The following is a 16418-nucleotide window of genomic DNA, read 5'->3' on the forward strand; positions in this document are numbered from 1 at the left end:
CTTAGGCTGCCACAAAACTAACGATGTTAGTTAGATGGCCGCAGGAAGGGATCCGGCGATGGTCGACTTCTCGCTCACCGACACCGAGCGCGACATCAGGGACTGGGTGCGCAACTTCGTCCAGCGCGAGCTGGTGCCGCTGGAACCGGAGGTGCTGCGCCGGGAGCGGGCCGGGGAGCGCGGGCTGACCAAGGACGAGCAGCGGGATCTGCAGCTGAAGGCGCGGGAGGCCGGGTTCTGGGGCGTGCAGACGCCTGAGGAGTACGGCGGCATGGGCCTGTCGGCGGTGCTGTCCGCGCTGATCGAGATCGAGCTCGGCCGCACCTACGTGCCGTTCCGCTTCGGCGGCTCCGCCGACAACATCCTCTTCCACGCCAACTCCGAGCAGCAGCGGCGCTACCTGCTGCCGACCATCGAGGGCACCCGCAAGTCCTGCTTCGCGATCACCGAGCCGGGGGCCGGTTCGGACGCCAAGGACCTGCGCACCACGGCGGTCAAGGACGGCGACGAGTGGGTGATCAACGGCGAGAAGACGTTCATCACCGGTGGCATCGACGCCGACTTCGTGATGGTCTTCGCGGTCACCGACAAGGAGAAGGGCGCCAACGGCGGCGTCACCTGCTTCCTGGCCGACCGCGACATGGGCTGGAAGTCCGAGCCGATCGACATCATGGGCCCGTGGGAGCGCCAGCCGGCCGCGCTGGTCTTCGAGGACGTGCGGGTGCCGGAGGGCAACGTCCTCGGCGAGGTCGGGCACGGCTTCAAGCTCGCCATGCAGTGGATCGGCCGCGGGCGCTACATGCTGCCCGCGCGGGCGCTCGGCGCCTGCGAACGGCTGGTCGAGATGGGCATGGAGTACGCCAAGCAGCGCGAGACCTTCGGCAGGCCGATCGCCGATCGCCAGGCCATCCAGTGGATGGTGGCGGACTCGGCGGTGGAGATCGAGGCGCTGCGCTGGCTGGTGCTGCAGGCGGCGTGGCAGATCGACCAGGGCATGGACTCCCGGCACGCGCAGTCGATCGCCAAGCTCTACGGCGCCACCCGCGCCAACGAGATCGTCGACCGGGTGCTGCAGATCCACGGCGGCATGGGCTACACCAAGGAGCTGCCGATCGAGCGCTGGTACCGCGACCTGCGGTTGCTGCGGATCTTCGAGGGCACCGACGAGATCCAGCGCCGGACGCTGGCGCGCAACCTGCTGAAGGGGCACGTCTCGGTGCGCGGAGTGCTCGGTTGAGCCCGCTGCGTGGGTACCCTGGTGGCAAACCGTGACACCGACGTGGTGGGAGCAACGATGTCGCTGTTCAAGAAGGTCACCGAGTTCGCCAGCAGCCCGCAGGGCAAGAAGGTGATCGACCAGGCCAAGAAGTACGCCACCGACCCGAAGAACAAGGAGAAGATCGACCAGGTCAAGGACAAGTTCTTCGGCGGCAAGGGCGACAAGAAGAACTGACCCGGCGATCCCGCAACTCCGACGGCCCCCGGAACTCCCGGGGGCCGTTTCTCGTGTTCGGCGGCTCGGGACCGTGGTAGCTCGTGGTATCGAGCGGTATCATCGACGCATGGCCATGACACTGCGACTCACCGACGAGGACAACGCCAAGCTCCGTGAAGTCTCCGAGCGCGAAGGCCGTTCCATGCACGAGATCGCGGTGACGGCGTTGCGCGAGTACTTCGCCAGGCAAGAGGAATTTCGAGCGGACCAGGTCCGCCGGTTCCTGGAGGAGGACGCTGAGCTCTTGGAGCTGCTGTCCCGGTGACGCACTACCTGGAGCTGGACGATCTCCTCTACTTGATCTCCGAAGGACTACGTCAGGAACCCAAATCGATCGTTCGTGATTGGGGTGCGCTGGAGTCCGCGCTGCATCGTCCGCGTTCCACCGTCTTCGGTGTCGATGCGTACCCGGCACTCGACGAGAAGGCGGCATCGCTGATGCATTCCCTGGCGCGTGATCAACCGTTGCTGGACGGGAACAAGCGACTGGCTTGGCTCGCGACGAGGCTCTTCTACGCTTACAACAGCCGCGACCTCCGTGCAGCTGATGCACGCAAGGCGGACGCATTCGTTCGGGAAGTCGCCTCTGGTGAGCACGAAGTCGGTCAGCTCGCGGAAAGCCTGCGCTTCTGGGTTAACGAGCTGAAATGACGCATCACGACCAGTGGGCCAGGAGCGTTTCGCCACGACCGGGAGCTGTTGTGGCCGCTGCGGTGCTGGGCGGGATAGTTGCCGTTGTCGTGCTCGGGGTTGCTGTCTACACCCTGGTCGTTGGGCTCGCCGGGGCCAGCGGGGGTGGGGAGATCGCCGTCGTGCTGCTCGCGGGCATCGTCGGGTTGGTCGGCGTCATGCACGTGCTGGGCGTCGTTCGGCTGCTGCACCAGCGGTTCCCGCACACCGGGACGATGGCCCTGGCCGGGGGAGTCACGGTGGCCGTCACCGGGTTCGGCGTGTTCCGCTCGATCCGCGGGCGCGGCGACGGACCCGATCTCACCACCATGCTGGTGTGGGTCGGGTTGGCGGCCGTCGTGATCGCGATGCTGGTGCTGGTCACACGTCCGTCCGTCACGCGATGGGTGCAGGCCACGCACGCGCACTCGCGCCGGCTCGGACACCAGCCCGAGCAGCGTCGTCGCTGACCGCGTCAGCGATTCCGGCGGAAGACCAGGCGGTCGACCAGGAAGAACTTGATCACGAACATCACCGCGTAGGTGCCCAGGAACGCTCCCCAGACCACTGCGACCTGCGCGCTGCGGGTGTCCGGGAACGAGGTCTGCGCGAGGGTTTCGGCGTTGTGCGTGGCCAGCGCGGCCAGCAGGGCGGTGGTGACCGAGATGATCGCGTAGCGCAGGATCTCGCCGCGCAGGCCCGCGCGGCCGGTGCTGCCCCAGGTGCGCCGGTTGAGCGTGAAGTTCGGGATCGCACCCGCCAGCCACGCCGTGATCGTCGCCGCGACCGGGGCCGCGCCGAGGGCGTAGACGAGCAGGAAGACCAGCTGGCTGATCGCGGTGGCCACCACCGATGCGGCGGCGAACCGGCTGAGCAGGTGCCAGTACCGCTTCGCGCCGGTGACCTGCGGTGCCATCTCGCCTCCGTGGGATCCGCGTTCGGCCGCACGATACCCAGCGGTGGCCGGTGCGGATCCGGCCGCATCGTGCGAGCTCAGATGCCGCGGATCCGATGCGCTGAAGAGGTTGCGAGGATTGGGCCGCGTGGCGGCTTGGAATATACCAACGGGCCGGTGCACACTTGATCGCGAAACGTTTGCGGTCGCGTTCAAAGGCCGTGGTACGGGGAGCGGTGCCCCGGGCGCGGAGTGCGAAAACTCCCCACCCGGGGCACCTACCGTGTGTCGGGGGGCTTCCACACGGTCTACCGAACAGTAACTCGTTCGGTTGATCTCAGCGATACGGCACGTGGGTAAACATTCGCTCTGAGTCAGCGTCGTGCTTTCGCATCGATGGTTGTGGTGAATTCTCGATGGGATGGCGGCTCCGTGTGAAGCCGCCATCCCGGGGACTGTTCAGCTGCGCACCGCCTCCGCGGCGTCGGCGGGGTCGGTCTCCGGCTGGTGGCGCTCCGCGCGGATCACCCGGACGGTGTAGGCGATGGCGGCGACCCAGGCCACCACGATCACCGAGTAGATGATCGTGTGCGACGGGCCGGGCAGGTCGAAGTCCTTGATCAGCGTGCGCGCGTTGGTGAGCACGATCAGCCCGCCGGCACCGACGCCGATCAGCCGCATCGGCACGATGCGCACCAGGTAGGCCGCCAGCGGCGCGGCGATCACGCCGCCCAGCAGCAGCGCGCCCACGGTCGGCCAGGAGAGGTTCTGGTGCGCCAGGGAGAGCAGGAAGCCGAGGCTGGCCGCGGCCGCGATCAGGAATTCGCTGGTGTCCACCGAACCGATGACCTTGCGCGGTTCGACCCGGCCGGTGCTCAGCAGCGTCGGGGTCGCCACCGGGCCCCAGCCGCCACCGCCGGTGGCGTCCACGAACCCGGCGACCAGGCCGAGCGGGGCGAGCAGCTTGGAGCTGACGCCGGTGAGCTGGCGGCGGCGCAGCGGGCGGAAGGCGAACCGGGCCAGCACGTAGAGGCCGAGCGCGAGCAGGATCGTCGACATCCACGGCTCGGCGGCCTCGGTGGAGATGTTGCTCAGCGCGGTGGCGCCGAGGAACGCGCCGATCGCGCCCGGCACGCCGAGGGTGAGCACGACGCGCCAGTCGACGTTGCCGAACTTCCAGTGCGACAGGCCGGAGGCCAGCGAGGTGCCCAGCTCGGCGAGGTGCACCGAGGCGGAGGCCAGGGCCGGGCTCATCCCGGCGGCGAGCAGGATGGTGGTGGACGTGACGCCGTAGGCCATGCCCAGTGAGCCGTCCACCAGCTGCGCGATGAAACCACCGATCGCGAAGATCAGGAACGCTTGCACGATGTCTCCGTGGGTGCGAAGGGGAGCCGAAACCGGCGCGCGTGGGCGCGCGCTGCGATGCGCAGCCGGAACGGGGGAGTTGTGGAGTGCGGGCGGGGCTACCGCGCGCACCGACACCCTGCGGAGGTGACGCGGCGGAGGTCGACGTGGAGGCGCTGCACGAGCAGCCGCCACTGATCACCAGGCGTCATGCCGGACAGTGAAGCAGATCCCGCGATCGAGTGGCACCGCCTCTCAGAGTGCGGGAGGCCGGTTTGCCGGGGTCGCCGGACCTGTGCGCAAGGCCACTTCTGGCGGTAGACGATCTCCGCCCGGCGGTCGTCCGCGCCGCGCTGCCGCCGTGCGCGAGCATTGTCCTCTGTGGACTCGGGGAAACCCTTTCCCGGTAGCGGGTTCGCCGCGGCCGCACTCGCGATCGGGATGTGGACCTGCGAAAACGCGCGTGCCGCTGATCGTCCTCGCGGCGTGTTGATCGCGGCCCGGATCGCGCGGTTCGGGTGCTGGTCGGCGGCCGATGCCGTTATCCGATGGTCATCTTCGCTGAGTACTGAGAGTGATCGCGTGCATGGCGTCCGTGGCTTGATGTTCAGGTGAACGGGCTAATGCTTGCGCCTGTTGATAACCCTCAGCTACTTTCTCCGCTCGTACGTCACGGTTCGGTCACGGCAACATCTCGACCCCCGACGAGGTGTTCCCCGCGCTCCCCCGAGCGGGAAGTGGCCGGATCTCCCCGAGACGGAAGGTGAAGATGGGCAAGCACCGCAAGGAGGGCGGCCATCCCCCGAAGGCCGCCCTCCCGCTACGGAACAAGGTCGTCGCCGCAGTGGTGGCCGGCGGCGCCTTCGCCGCGGTCGGCCAGCCGCTGGCCACGGCCGGCGAGCAGACCGAGGTCCCCGAGCGCAGCGCAGCGGTGCACCCGCTCGCCGCGAGCAAGAAGCTGAGCCTGGCGCTCACCGGAACGTCGTCCAGCCCGGCCACGGTCCAGCTGCTCGCCCAGGAGACCGCGACCGACTCGGTCGAGGAATCGGGCCAGATCGACAAGGCCGAGGCCATCGAGCAGGCCCGCGCGGAAGCCGAGCGGGCCAGGCAGGAAGCCGAGCGCGCCGCGGCCGAGGCCGAGCGCGCCGCGGAGGAAGCGGCCCGCAAGGCCGCCAGCGGCTTCGTCAAACCCGCGGAGGGCACCTTCACCTCCGGCTTCGGCGCCCGCTGGGGCACCAACCACAACGGGATCGACATCGCCAACAGCATCGGCACGCCGATCCGCGCGGTGGCCGCGGGCACCGTGGTCGAAGCAGGCCCGGCCAGCGGCTTCGGCCAGTGGATCCGGCTGCAGCACAAGGACGGCACCATCACCGTCTACGGCCACATCAACACCATCGACGTCAGCGAGGGCGAGCAGGTCGGCGCGGGCGAGCAGATCGCCACGATGGGCAACCGCGGCCAGTCCACCGGCCCGCACCTGCACTTCGAGGTGCACGTGGGCGGAAGCAAGATCAACCCCCTGCCGTGGCTGAGCGCCCGCGGCATCGAGGTGCAGTGAGCACCTCCCCGAGCAGCCGCCCGGGACCCGAATCCCCCGACGGGTCCCGGGCGGCTCCCCCGCCTCTCCGCGATTTTCAGTGGTGGTTGCGTTCCGGGTTGATCTCGCGTTGTGCGGTTTCTTGTGGCTGGGTTGCGTCACGGTCCCCTGAGGTGCGGTTGGGCAGGGCTCCGGTTGGCACAAGTGCTGGCCATGTGTTCAGGCCGGTGCCCTTCAGGTCGGGTGCCCGTAGTTCAGGCGGGCGTGGCAACTCTCGTCAAGGGGGCGGCTGCCCGCACACCGCCGCGCGCACCGCGGGTGGAGACTGCTAGTCCGCGCCGGTGCGGGCTGGTCGCTCTTCCTCGATGCGTTGGCGGAGCCAGCTGAGGGTGCGGGAGAGCAGCCGGGAGACGTGCATCTGGGAGATGCCGATCTGCTCGGCGATCTGGGTCTGGGTCATGCCGCGGAAGAAGCGCATCACCAGGATCCGTCGTTCCCGCTCCGGCAGCTCCTGCAGCAGCGGGCGCACCATCTCGCGGTTCTCCACCTCGGCCAGCTCGGCGTCGTCGGACCCGATCGCATCGCCCAGCGGGATCTCGTCGGTGTCGGTGAGCAGCTCGTCCAGCGACGCGCTGCGGTAGGCGTTGCCCGCCTCCAGCCCGCGGTACACGTCGTCGGTGCTGATGCCCAGGTGCTCGGCGAGCTCGCTGGGCACCGGGGCGCGCCCCAGCTCCTGGGACAGGCGGGCGATCGCAGCCGACACCGACAGGTGCAGTTCCTGCAGGCGGCGGGGCATCCGCACCGCCCAGCCGGTGTCGCGGAAGTGCCGCCGCACCTCTCCCATGATCGTCGGCACCGCGTAGGACAGGAAGTCCACGCCGCGGGCCGGATCGAAGCGGTCCACCGCGTTGATCAGGCCCAGGGTGGCCACCTGGGTCAGGTCCTCCTGCGATTCGCCGCGGTGGCTGAACCGGCGGGCGATGTGCTCGGCAACGGGCAGGTGCTCGGTGACCAGCTTGTCGCGGAGTGCTGAGTGGCGGGGATCCTGCTTGCTCAGCTTCGCGAGCTCGCCGAAGAGCGGCGCCAGCCGGTCGTAGCGCTCGTTGCGCGAATGTGCCGTTGGCTTGGAGTCCGCTCGTCTCACACGTGTGCCGTCCGTCCCTTGGTCAACTCGATCCGCACCAGGTGGCTGCCGTCAGCGGCAGCGGGATCCGACTCGACCGAGGTTGACACAACGTCCGCAAGAGCGCTGAGCACGCGCCAGCTGAACGTATCCTTGCGCGGTCCGAAGGCGTCGTCGCTGGGAACCTCGGCGATGACCGACAGCGCATCGCCGAAGCTGCGGAACCGGCACACCAGCGTCGATGCCGGGGCCGCCAGCCGGATCAGCGAGGAGCAGGCCTCGTCCACGGCCAGTCGCAGGTCGGCGATCGAGTCGATGTCGTAGTCCGCGCGCATCGCGAGGTCGCCGACCACCGCGCGCATCACCGCCAGCTGGGCGGGCTCGGCCGCGATGCGGACCTCAACCACGTTCGCCGCGGAGGTCATCGGCTCTCCCCTCGCGACCTCGCGTTCCACGCTCATCCCGGGCCACCTCGTCTCGGTCGGTCTGGCGCGACCAATCATCACTCGCAGTCACCTGGTACCCGAGCCCCGCACCGAACAAACGGGCGCTCGACGGCTACAGCAGGCTGCTCCAGTAGTCCCAGAAGCGCAGCAGCACCAGGACCACGATCACCAGATACCACACGACGAGGAGCAAGCTGTGGAACCGGGCCAGCGCCACGCCGGTGGAACGGCCGCCGCCGAAGTTGCCCGCGGTCAGGTTGTGCAGCGTCGTGTACCAGAACAGCGGGATGGTCACGACCCACACGACCATGCAGTACGGGCACAGCGCGCCGATCTCGTAGAGGCTCTGCACCACCAGCCAGTGGATGAAACCCACCGCCAGGGTGGTGCCGACCTGCATGCCCAGCCAGAACCAGCGCGGCGGGCGGAAACCCGCCAGCACCGCGACGCCGGTGGTGACCACCACCGGGAACGCGGCCACCCCGATCAGCGGGTTCGGGAAGCCCAGCACCGCGGCCTGGGCGCTGTCCATCACCGAACCGCAGGAGATGATCGGGCTGATGCTGCAGGTCGGCACGTAGCCGGGGTTGGCCAGCTTCGCGAGCTTCTCGACGATCAGCGCGAAGGAGCCGGCCAGCCCGATGAGCCCGCCCACGACGTAGAGCCAGCCCAGGCCTCGGGGCTGCGGGGCCACGTCCGGGGCTTCGGTCGCGTCCCGCTCGACGGCGTGGGCGGCGCTCACTTGGCCAGCTCCGCGTCCAGCTTGCTGCGGAAGGCCTGGTTGAGCTGCTCCCAGGACTGCACGTCGTCGCCGGGCTTGAACTGCCTGCCGTTGATGAAGATCGTCGGCGTGCCCTCGACACCGGCCTGCTTGCCGTCCGCGGAGTCGGCGTCGATCTTGGCGTTGACCTGCGGGGAGTTCACGTCCGCGCGGAACTTCTCCAGGTCCAGGCCGGCCTGCTGGGCGTACTGCTCGAACAGCCCCTTGGCCTTGGCCACGTCACTGCTGACCTGGCCGTCCGGGGTGCTTCCCCACGCCTCGTAGTTGTCGTAGATGGCGTGGTACATCTCCTTGAACTTGCCCTGCAGCGCGGCGGCCTCGGCGGCCTGCGCGGCCGGCCGGGCCAGCGGGTGCATGTCCAGCGGGAAGTTCCGCACCACGAAGTTGATCTTGCCTTCGTAGTCGGCCTCGACCTGCTTGGTCATGTTCGTGTAGTAGCCCCAGCAGGCGGGGCACTGGTAGTCGAGGAACTCGACCACGGTCACCTTGCTCTCCGGCGACTCGACGAGCAGGTTGCTGTCGGGCTTGCGCAGCAGCTCGGCCGCCACCGGCGGGCCGGCGGGCTCCTCGGGAGCGCTGCCGCCGTCGCGGTTGAACCACAGCACGCCGCCGATCACCGCGACGGCGACGACGGCGACGATCGCGGTGAGGATGACGTTGGTGGACAGCCCGCTTCCCTTGGTCAGCGGATTCTTGTTCTTCGACATCGCGTGCTTTCACCTAACGGCCAGGTCCAGGGGGTACGTCCAGTTTCTCGCATTCACTCGTTCGTGAACCTGTTCGGGGTGGAACTCACAGGCGGCTCACAGGCGGTTCTCAGCTTCGGGTCGGTTTGCCGTGCGCGGCGAAGCGAGTTGGCATGGTCGGATGAGCGATCCGCTGCGCTTGGTCGACGAATCCGAGCAGGCCGAGCTCCGGCGCTGGCGGGGTGGCACCTGGCACGAGCCGGTGCTGGCCACCCTGACCGGCCACCGGTTCTCCGGCCCGGACTGGCTCTTCGAGCGCAAGCTCGACGGGGTCCGGGTGATCGCCGGGTGCGACGGCGACCGGCCGGTGCTGTGGTCGCGCAACCGCAAGCGGGTCGACGCGGCCTACCCGGAGGTCGTGGACGCGCTGGTCGCGCAGGGCGCCGACCGGTTCGTGATCGACGGCGAGATGGTCGCCTTCGAGGGCGACCGGACCAGCTTCGCCCGGCTGCAGAAGCGGATCCACCTCACCGACCCGGCCGCCGCGCGGCGCACCGGGGTGGCGGTCTTCTACTACGTGTTCGACCTGATCGCCTTCGGCGGCGTGGACCTGACCGGGCTGCCGCTGCGCACCCGGAAGCGGTTGTTGCGCGAGTGCTTCGAGTTCACCGATCCGCTGCGGTTCAGCGCGCACCGGGTCGGCAACGGCGAGGAGTTCTTCCGCGAGGCGTGCCGACGCGGGTGGGAAGGGCTGATCGCCAAGCGCGCGGACCGGCCCTACCGCGGCGGCCGCAGCCGCGACTGGCTGAAGTTCAAGTGCGTGACCGATCAGGAGTTCGTCATCGGGGGGTTCACCGACCCGAAGGGCTCCCGGGCCGGCTTCGGCGCCCTGCTGGTCGGCTACTACCGGGAAGGGCGGTTGCGCTACGCGGGGAAGGTCGGCACCGGTTACGACGAGCGGACGCTGCGGGACTTGCGGGCCGAGCTGGACGGCCTGGCCCGGGACACCTCGCCCTTCGCCGACGAGGTGCCCGAGCCGGGCGCGCACTGGGTGTCGCCGGAGCTCGTCGCGCAGGTCGGGTTCACCGAGTGGACCGAGGACGGCAGGCTCCGGCACCCGAGGTTCTCCGGACTGCGCAACGACAAACGCCCCGAGGACGTGATCCGCGAATCCTGACGCCGCGAAGCCTCAGCGGCCGATCTCGGCGGCGGCCGGCTGCACCGGGAGCTGGGTCTCGGCAGGACTGCTGGGGCTCCACGTGGCGAGCAGGACGGTCGTGACGACCATCATCACGGTTCCGACAACCGACACAACGGTGCGGCTGTTGCTCTGCATGGCGTGGGCTCCCGAATTTCTCGCGTAGGGATGGGCGGAGTGCGGTGACGCCTCGAACGACGTCCCACCTTGGTGTCGCCACCAGGGGCGACAACGTTAGCCGCCAGGGTCATTGTTCCCGGTGTGATGCGGAACTCCCTGGTGGGGGCCGGTTTCCGGGGTGTGCGACCAGAGTCCCAGTTGCTGCAGGTGATGGATCAGTGACTCTCCGGTGCGGGTCACGTGCTCGTGCATCGCGGAGCGCGCGGCGACCGGGTCGTGCTGCTGCAGCGCGAGCAGCAGGGCCTGGTGATCGGTGACCGCCATCTCGCGCCAGCCGGGCACCGCCGCGGCGACGTGCTGCGGGGCGTAGCGCGTCGCGATGCCCAGGAACCACGACAGCTTCGGCGAATCCGCGATCCGCCACAGCACCGCGTGGAAGCGGGTCACCACATCGCCCATGTCGGCCAGCACGAACTGCGCCGCCAGTCGCATCTCGTCCAGCAGCGCGTCGAGCTCGGCGAGCGGTTCGGCGGTGATCCGCGGTGCGGCGCGGGCGGCCAGCTCGCCCGCGATGCTCGCCTGCACCCGGTGGGCGTCGGCGAAGTCGTGGGGGCTCAGCGGCACCACCGTGAACCCGCGCCGGGGCTCCAGGTCCACGAATCCCTCGCCGCGCAACGCCAACAGCGCCTCGCGCACCGGGGTGACGCTGACACCGAGGTGCTCGGCGAGCCGTTCCAGGTGCAGGTGATCGCCGGCCCGGAGCCGACCGGTCATGATCCACTCGCGCAGCCGGCCGGCCAGTTCGTCGGGCAGCCGCGGGGACTGTGCGCGCATCGCCGCGTTGATCACCGCTCGGACGCCTCCCGCGGCGTGCCGGTGGTGGTGTCGCCTGTCACGGGCAACTTGATACCACCTGCCGCGGACGGCCGGTTCCGGTCGCGGGCGTTGCCCGTCCGCCCCGCCGGATTCGCTCCACAGTGGACGGACGTGGCGCCTCCCCGCGCCAGGTGCCCGCGGGCGACCGGCGCGCCGTGGCGGTGGTCGGTCTGGATCGTGCGATGTGGTTCCACGAAGACCTCCGAGCCGATGAGTGGTTGCTCCACGACCAGAACTGCCCGGCGACGGGCGGCCGGGCACTTGGACGCGGCAACGTCATCGGCCGTTCCGATCACCGCGGGTCGCGCGGCGGTGGGAGGCGGTCCGCGGCCGGTATCGTTTCAGGCGTGGTAGTCGATCCTGCCGAGAACGCCGCCGATGTCACGCACGCGCTGGCCGGAGCCCGGCTCCAGGACGTGCCGGCCCTGACCGAGCGGCTGATGGCCGCCATCTTCACCGACAACCCCGAGTGGACCGACTACAGCCCGGTCCCGAAGGAAGACCTGTGGGAGGGCTGCCGGCAGTACCTGGGGCGCATCCTGCAGATCCTCAGCGGTTCGGTGGCCGGCCCGGACGGCGACAGCGTGGCCGCCGCGATCGGCCGCCGCCGCGCCGAGCAGGGCGTGCCGCTGGAGGTCATGCTGCGGACCTTCCGGCTCGGCGGCCGGATCGTGTGGGAGGCGCTGGTCGACCAGGCGCACCACGACGGTGCGGACCCCGACGCGATGCTCGGGGTGGCGACCTCGGTCTGGACGGTGATCGACGGGCTCTCCTCGACGCTGTCCACGTCCTACCGCAACACCGAGCTGGAGCGGGTGCGCCGCGACGACCAGCGCAGGCACGCCCTGGTGGAGGACCTGCTGGCCGGTCGCGCCCGGGACATCGCCTTCGCGCAGCGCACCGCCAAGGAGCTCGACCTGCCCACCGGCGGCGCCTACCTGGTGATCGTCGCGGAGATGGCCGACGACGGCGGGTTCGCGCTGCGCGGGCAGCAGGACGCGCTGAGCGCGCTGCACGTCCGGTCGGTGTGGCAGGTGCGCGCCGACTCACTGGTCGGCCTGGTGGCCCTGGAGCAGCGGAACAAGGACCTGGTGCTGGACGCGCTGCGCCCGCTGGCGCGCGGCCGGGTGGCGGTGTCGCCGACGGTGCGCGGCCTGGCCGAAGTGGGCCTGGCCCACCAGCTCGCGATGACCACGCTCGGGACGTCCTCCTACGGCGCGGCGGAGCTGGTGACCTTGGAGGAGCGGTTCCCGGAGGCGCTGCTGGTGCAGTCGCCGGACCTGGCCCAGCGCCTGCTGGAGTCGCAGCTCGGCCCCGTGCTGGAGCTGCCGGTGCGGGAGCGGGACATGCTGCTGGAGACCCTGGCGGCGTGGCTGGAGGAGAACTGCTCGACGGCGAACGCGGCGGTGCGCCTGCACTGCCACCGCAACACCGTCCTGAACCGCCTGCACCGCATCACGTCGCTGATCGGCCAGCCCCTGCACGGCCGCACGGCCTACGTCTCGCTGTCGCTGGCCCTCTCGGCGCTGCGCCTGCGCGACGGCCTGCGCGAGTGATCGCGCGCACGACCACCTGGACCACCCCCGCGCGCCTCATCACGCCTGGCCGGGCGATCGGGGAGGTAACCACGGATCGATCGGGACGCAGGCGGTGGCATGACCGCGCTCGTCGAGCAGTTGCCCCATCAGCTTCACCATGCGCAGCGTCACCGCCCGGTCCACCAGGTGGAGCTGGGGAAGTCGTTCTGCCAGCAGGGTTTCCAGGCGGGCCAGGTCGGCGACCGAGTTCAGCCACAGCGTGAACAGCAGGTTGTGCGGGCCGGTGACCGATGAGCACATCCGCAGCTCGGGCAGGGCGCGGAGGCCCTGTGCGACCTTGTCGATCTCGCCGGGCGGCACGCTGGCCCAGAGGGTGGCCGCGACCGGCCACTCGGTCAGGCCGCGGGCGATCTCGCAGCGCAGGACGGCGTCGCCGCGGTGCACGAGTCCGGCGATGCGGCGGCGGACGTTCGGTGCGCTCAGCCCGGTTTGCCGGGCAAGCTCGACCGCGGGAGCCCTGGCGTCGCGGGACAGCGCGGTGATCAGCCGGTGGTCGTACTCGTCGACCTCGGCGCGCGACTGGTCGGTGGCGGGGCGGGTCAGCTGCCGCTGCTGAGCGGGGGTGAGGCTGCGCAGCCGCCACCGGGAACCCTCGGAGAAGACCCGGGTGGCCAGCGCGGCGCGGGTCCGGGCGACTCCGGGCAGCGCGGCGATGTGCTCGGTGACCAGCTCCGACAGCGCGCCGAGGTTCTGCACGAGCACCATGGCCAGCACGTCGCGGCCGCCTGCCAGGTGCTCGACGGTCACCACCTGCGGGTAGGCCGCCAGCGCCCGGGACACGTCCATCATCCGTCCGGACTGCACGTCGATCTCGACGTAGGCGGTGAAGCCGGCGTCGATCAGGCGGACCCCGGGGTAGCAGGTCGTCCAGGCGCTGCCGGTGCTGCGCAACCGGTCCCAGCGCCGGGTCGCGGTGACCGCGTCCACGCCGAGAACCCGGCCCACGGTCGTCCACGACGCGCGAGGTGAGATCTGCAGCGCGTGCAGGATCGAGCGGTCCAACTCGTCCAACGTCTTTTCCTGCATAGGAATCCGATCCTCACGCTTTTTCCTGCATTGTTGCGCAGGTTCCTTTCGGTGCACGACACCGGCTCGCAGTCTGCTGCGCACGAGCACACCTCGGAGGTGAGTGTTGGCGCAGGTGGACGGGTCCCTGGCAGTGCGGCCAGGGCGCACAGCGGTCTCGGTGGCGGGGCGTCGCGAGCTGGTCGCGGGCGCGGTCGGCGGCATCGTCGAGTCGTTCGACTGGACGATCTACGCGGTGCTGGCGCCGTTCTTCGCATCGCAGATGTTCGCCGGGGACGACGGGCTGACCGACTTGCTGGCCGCGTACGCGGGCTTCGCGGTGGGCTTCGTGGTCCGCCCGATGGGCAGCTATCTGCTCGGCCGCATCGCCGACGTGCGCGGCCGGAGGTTCGCGCTCGTCGTCAGCATGGGCACGATCTGCCTGGGCAGCCTGTTGATCGCGGTGCTGCCGACGGCGGCGACCATCGGGGTCGCGGCCCCGGTCCTGCTGGTGCTGCTGCGCGCTCTGCAGGGCGTCGCGATGGGCGGGGAGAACCCCAGCGTGGCCGCCTACATCACCGAGACCGCACCGCCGCACCGCCGGTTCCTCTACAGCGCCTTGTCCTACTGCGGTGCGTTCATCGGCAACGTCCTGTGCTTCGCGGTGGTCGGTGGGCTGCTGCTGGTGATGGGCAGGCAGGGCGTCGTCGACGGCGGTTGGCGGATCGGCTTCGTCGTGGCTGCAGTGTTCGGGATCCTCGCGTTCTGGGTGCGCAACGGGGCGGCCGAGAGCGAGGAGTTCGAGGCGAGCAAGCGGGCTGCGGGCCCGCGGCCGAAGACGATCGCGCACGCGCGGAACATGCTCGCGGTGTTCCTCATGACCACCGGCACCACGGTCGGCGTCTACTTCGGCACGGTGTACCTGCCGGAGTACGCCGCGAAGGCCGGGGTCGTGCACTCCGCCGCGACGAACCTGGAGATGATCCCGAGCCTGCTCGCGCTGATCGCCGCGATGGCGGTTTCGGGGTTGCTGGCGGACCTGTTCGGCGGCATGCGGGTGTTCCGCACCGGCGCGCTGCTGCTGGCCGTGGGCACGGTGCCGCTGATGACCGCGCTCGCCCAGGGCTGGCTCCCGGTGTGGGCGGTGGCGACCTGCTACCTGGTCCTCGGTGTCGCTCCGACCACCGCCGTGGCGAACGTGCTGTACAGCGAGGTCTTCCCGGTCCAGGTGCGGGTGGTGGCGATGGGGGTGCCGTTCACGCTCGCGGTGGCGCTGTTCGGCGGCACGTTCCCGCTGATCGCGGAGGCGCTGGCGGCGTTCGGGAGCCTGACCGCCGTGCCGTGGATCGCCGCGGGCACCGCCGTCGTCACGTTGCTGGGCACGTTGGTGCTCAAGCGCTGATCCGCTGCCAGTCGAGGAAATTCGGAGGAAGGGACGACCATGGTCGGGTTGTCGACGTTGCTGGACGACGCTCGGGCGCTGCACCCGGATCTGGTGCGGGTCCGCCGCGATCTGCACCGGTTCCCGGAGCTGGGGCTGGAGCTGCCGCGCACGCAGGAGCGAGTTCTGCTCGAACTGGACGGTCTGGGGCTGGAGGTGACGACCGGCGCGGAGATCAGCTCGGTGTCGGCGGTGCTGCGCGGTTCCCGGCCCGGTCCGACCGTCCTGCTGCGCGGGGACATGGACGCGCTGCCGGTGGCGGAGAGGACCGGGCTCGACTTCGCGGCCGGGAACGGCCGGATGCACGCGTGCGGGCACGATCTGCACACGACGATGCTGTTGGGGGCGGCGAAGCTGCTGGCCGCACGGCGGGATCAGCTCGGCGGGGACGTGGTGTTCGCGTTCCAGCCCGGCGAGGAGGGGTACGACGGCGCGGGCCGCATGCTCGACGAAGGCCTGCTGTCGGTCTCAGGGCGCAAGCCCGACGCGGCCTACGCCCTGCACGTGATCTCCGGGTTGGACCGCGGCCTGTTCACCACGCGGGGCGGGCCGATGCTCTCCGCGTCCCACCGGCTGGAGGTGACCGTCCGCGGGCGCGGTGGGCACGGTTCCGCGCCGTTCCGTGCGGTGGATCCGGTACCGGTGGCGTGCGAGATGGTGCTGGCGCTGCAGTCGTTCGTCACCCGCCGGTTCGACGTCTTCGACCCGGTGGTGCTGACGGTCGGCATGATCCGCGGCGGCACCCAGGACAACGTCATCCCCGACGAGGTCACCTTCGCCGCGACGGTCCGGTCCTTCTCCCGGCGAGCTCGATCGGTGGTGGAGAGCGGCTCGATCCAGGTGTGCGAGGGCATCGCGGCGGCGCACGGAGCGACGGTGCGGGCCGAGTTCGTCGAGCAGTACCCGGTGACGGTCAACGACGAATCGGAGGCGGAGTTCGTCGGAAGAGCGTTGCGCGAACTGCACGGAGAGCACCGCTTCGCGCCGGCCCCGAAACCGCTCAGCGCCTCGGAAGACTTCTCCCGGGTGCTCGACGAGATCCCCGGGGCGATGATCTCCCTCGGCGCCTGCCCGCCGGACCGGGACCCGGCCAGGGCTCCGGACAACCACTCACCGCAAGCCGTCTTCGACGACGAGGTCCTGGCCGACGGCGCAGCGGCCTACGCCGCCCTAGCGGTGCAACGCCACGCCGCGTGACCGA

At 70.1% G+C, this 16418-nt stretch carries 19 protein-coding genes and 1 pseudogene; 11 read left to right on the forward strand and 9 right to left on the reverse strand.

From position 1 onward, the window contains the following. Positions 1 to 58: 58 nt before the first annotated feature. The 5 genes from ATL45_RS22625 to ATL45_RS22640 all read left to right on the forward strand — a co-directional run bounded on the left by ATL45_RS22625 (position 59) and on the right by ATL45_RS22640 (position 2634). A complete protein-coding gene (locus ATL45_RS22625) occupies positions 59 to 1237 on the forward strand; it encodes an acyl-CoA dehydrogenase family protein (protein WP_093148255.1) in 1179 nt (392 codons plus the stop codon). 21 nt (positions 1238 to 1258) lie between these two features. Further along, positions 1259 to 1453: a hypothetical protein gene (locus tag ATL45_RS38445; protein ID WP_143121571.1), complete on the forward strand. Its 195-nt coding sequence runs from the start codon at positions 1259 to 1261 to the stop codon at positions 1451 to 1453. 109 nt (positions 1454 to 1562) lie between these two features. Further along, the gene (locus ATL45_RS22630; RefSeq protein ID WP_093148259.1) at positions 1563 to 1760 is read left to right on the forward strand and encodes a ribbon-helix-helix domain-containing protein; all 198 of its coding nucleotides are present in this window, start codon (positions 1563 to 1565) and stop codon (positions 1758 to 1760) included. Next, positions 1757 to 2146, forward strand: a complete 390-nt coding sequence (locus tag ATL45_RS22635) for a type II toxin-antitoxin system death-on-curing family toxin (protein ID WP_093148264.1) — start codon at positions 1757 to 1759, stop codon at positions 2144 to 2146. The genes ATL45_RS22630 and ATL45_RS22635 overlap by 4 nt, the downstream gene beginning before the upstream one ends. Beyond that, positions 2143 to 2634, forward strand: coding sequence for a hypothetical protein (locus ATL45_RS22640; protein WP_143121572.1), 492 nt, complete (start codon positions 2143 to 2145; stop codon positions 2632 to 2634). The genes ATL45_RS22635 and ATL45_RS22640 overlap by 4 nt, the downstream gene beginning before the upstream one ends. A gap of 5 nt (positions 2635 to 2639) precedes the next feature. Here the strand turns inward: ATL45_RS22640 and ATL45_RS22645 are convergent, their stop codons facing one another. Beyond that, entirely contained in the window at positions 2640 to 3080 is a 441-nt protein-coding gene (locus ATL45_RS22645; protein WP_093148271.1) for a GtrA family protein, read from the reverse strand. Between the two features lie 438 nt (positions 3081 to 3518). Then, the gene (locus tag ATL45_RS22650) at positions 3519 to 4424 is read right to left on the reverse strand and encodes a sulfite exporter TauE/SafE family protein (protein WP_093148275.1); all 906 of its coding nucleotides are present in this window, start codon (positions 4422 to 4424) and stop codon (positions 3519 to 3521) included. Positions 4425 to 5172: 748 nt separating this feature from the next. On the opposite strand from ATL45_RS22650, the gene ATL45_RS22655 reads away from it, so the two are divergent. Beyond that, positions 5173 to 5964, forward strand: coding sequence for a M23 family metallopeptidase (locus ATL45_RS22655; protein ID WP_093148279.1), 792 nt, complete (start codon positions 5173 to 5175; stop codon positions 5962 to 5964). Positions 5965 to 6271: 307 nt separating this feature from the next. On the opposite strand, the gene ATL45_RS22660 is transcribed toward ATL45_RS22655, so the two are convergent. From ATL45_RS22660 to ATL45_RS22675, 4 genes are all read right to left on the reverse strand, one after another. Further along, positions 6272 to 7087, reverse strand: coding sequence for an RNA polymerase sigma factor SigF (locus ATL45_RS22660; RefSeq protein WP_093148283.1), 816 nt, complete (start codon positions 7085 to 7087; stop codon positions 6272 to 6274). Then, positions 7084 to 7527 (reverse strand): ATP-binding protein, encoded by a 444-nt coding sequence (locus ATL45_RS22665; protein WP_093148287.1) that lies wholly within the window; start codon positions 7525 to 7527, stop codon positions 7084 to 7086. The genes ATL45_RS22660 and ATL45_RS22665 overlap by 4 nt, the downstream gene beginning before the upstream one ends. Positions 7528 to 7624: 97 nt before the next feature. Beyond that, the gene (locus ATL45_RS22670; RefSeq protein WP_235863115.1) at positions 7625 to 8206 is read right to left on the reverse strand and encodes a vitamin K epoxide reductase family protein; all 582 of its coding nucleotides are present in this window, start codon (positions 8204 to 8206) and stop codon (positions 7625 to 7627) included. Positions 8207 to 8250: 44 nt separating this feature from the next. Beyond that, positions 8251 to 9000 (reverse strand): DsbA family protein, encoded by a 750-nt coding sequence (locus ATL45_RS22675; protein ID WP_093148296.1) that lies wholly within the window; start codon positions 8998 to 9000, stop codon positions 8251 to 8253. A gap of 160 nt (positions 9001 to 9160) precedes the next feature. Here ATL45_RS22675 and ligD point away from each other — a divergent pair, with 160 nt between their 5' ends. Then, the gene (ligD, locus tag ATL45_RS22680; protein ID WP_093148298.1) at positions 9161 to 10156 is read left to right on the forward strand and encodes a non-homologous end-joining DNA ligase; all 996 of its coding nucleotides are present in this window, start codon (positions 9161 to 9163) and stop codon (positions 10154 to 10156) included. A 12-nt stretch (positions 10157 to 10168) separates the two neighbouring features. Here the strand turns inward: ligD and ATL45_RS39010 are convergent, their stop codons facing one another. After that, positions 10169 to 10315, reverse strand: coding sequence for a hypothetical protein (locus ATL45_RS39010; RefSeq protein ID WP_170210315.1), 147 nt, complete (start codon positions 10313 to 10315; stop codon positions 10169 to 10171). Between the two features lie 96 nt (positions 10316 to 10411). Further along, a complete protein-coding gene (locus ATL45_RS22685) occupies positions 10412 to 11131 on the reverse strand; it encodes a GntR family transcriptional regulator (protein WP_093149667.1) in 720 nt (239 codons plus the stop codon). 203 nt (positions 11132 to 11334) lie between these two features. Between ATL45_RS22685 and ATL45_RS40250 the strand changes: the two are divergent. Both ATL45_RS40250 and ATL45_RS22690 read left to right on the forward strand, forming a co-directional pair. Next, a pseudogene (locus ATL45_RS40250) lies at positions 11335 to 11439 on the forward strand (acyl-CoA thioesterase II); the annotation flags it as partial. 81 nt (positions 11440 to 11520) lie between these two features. Next, positions 11521 to 12729, forward strand: coding sequence for a PucR family transcriptional regulator (locus tag ATL45_RS22690; protein ID WP_093149672.1), 1209 nt, complete (start codon positions 11521 to 11523; stop codon positions 12727 to 12729). A gap of 39 nt (positions 12730 to 12768) precedes the next feature. Here the strand turns inward: ATL45_RS22690 and ATL45_RS22695 are convergent, their stop codons facing one another. Then, positions 12769 to 13782, reverse strand: a complete 1014-nt coding sequence (locus ATL45_RS22695) for an Lrp/AsnC family transcriptional regulator (protein WP_170210316.1) — start codon at positions 13780 to 13782, stop codon at positions 12769 to 12771. Positions 13783 to 13912: 130 nt separating this feature from the next. Between ATL45_RS22695 and ATL45_RS22700 the strand changes: the two genes are divergently transcribed. Together ATL45_RS22700 and ATL45_RS22705 are read left to right on the forward strand one after the other, a co-directional pair. After that, positions 13913 to 15178, forward strand: a complete 1266-nt coding sequence (locus tag ATL45_RS22700) for an MFS transporter (RefSeq protein WP_093149675.1) — start codon at positions 13913 to 13915, stop codon at positions 15176 to 15178. Between the two features lie 39 nt (positions 15179 to 15217). Then, positions 15218 to 16414, forward strand: coding sequence for a M20 metallopeptidase family protein (locus ATL45_RS22705; protein WP_093148303.1), 1197 nt, complete (start codon positions 15218 to 15220; stop codon positions 16412 to 16414). The last annotated feature ends 4 nt before the right edge of the window (positions 16415 to 16418 follow it).

It is taken from the genome of Saccharopolyspora antimicrobica (assembly GCF_003635025.1).
Taxonomy (GTDB): Bacteria; Actinomycetota; Actinomycetes; order Mycobacteriales; family Pseudonocardiaceae; genus Saccharopolyspora; species Saccharopolyspora antimicrobica.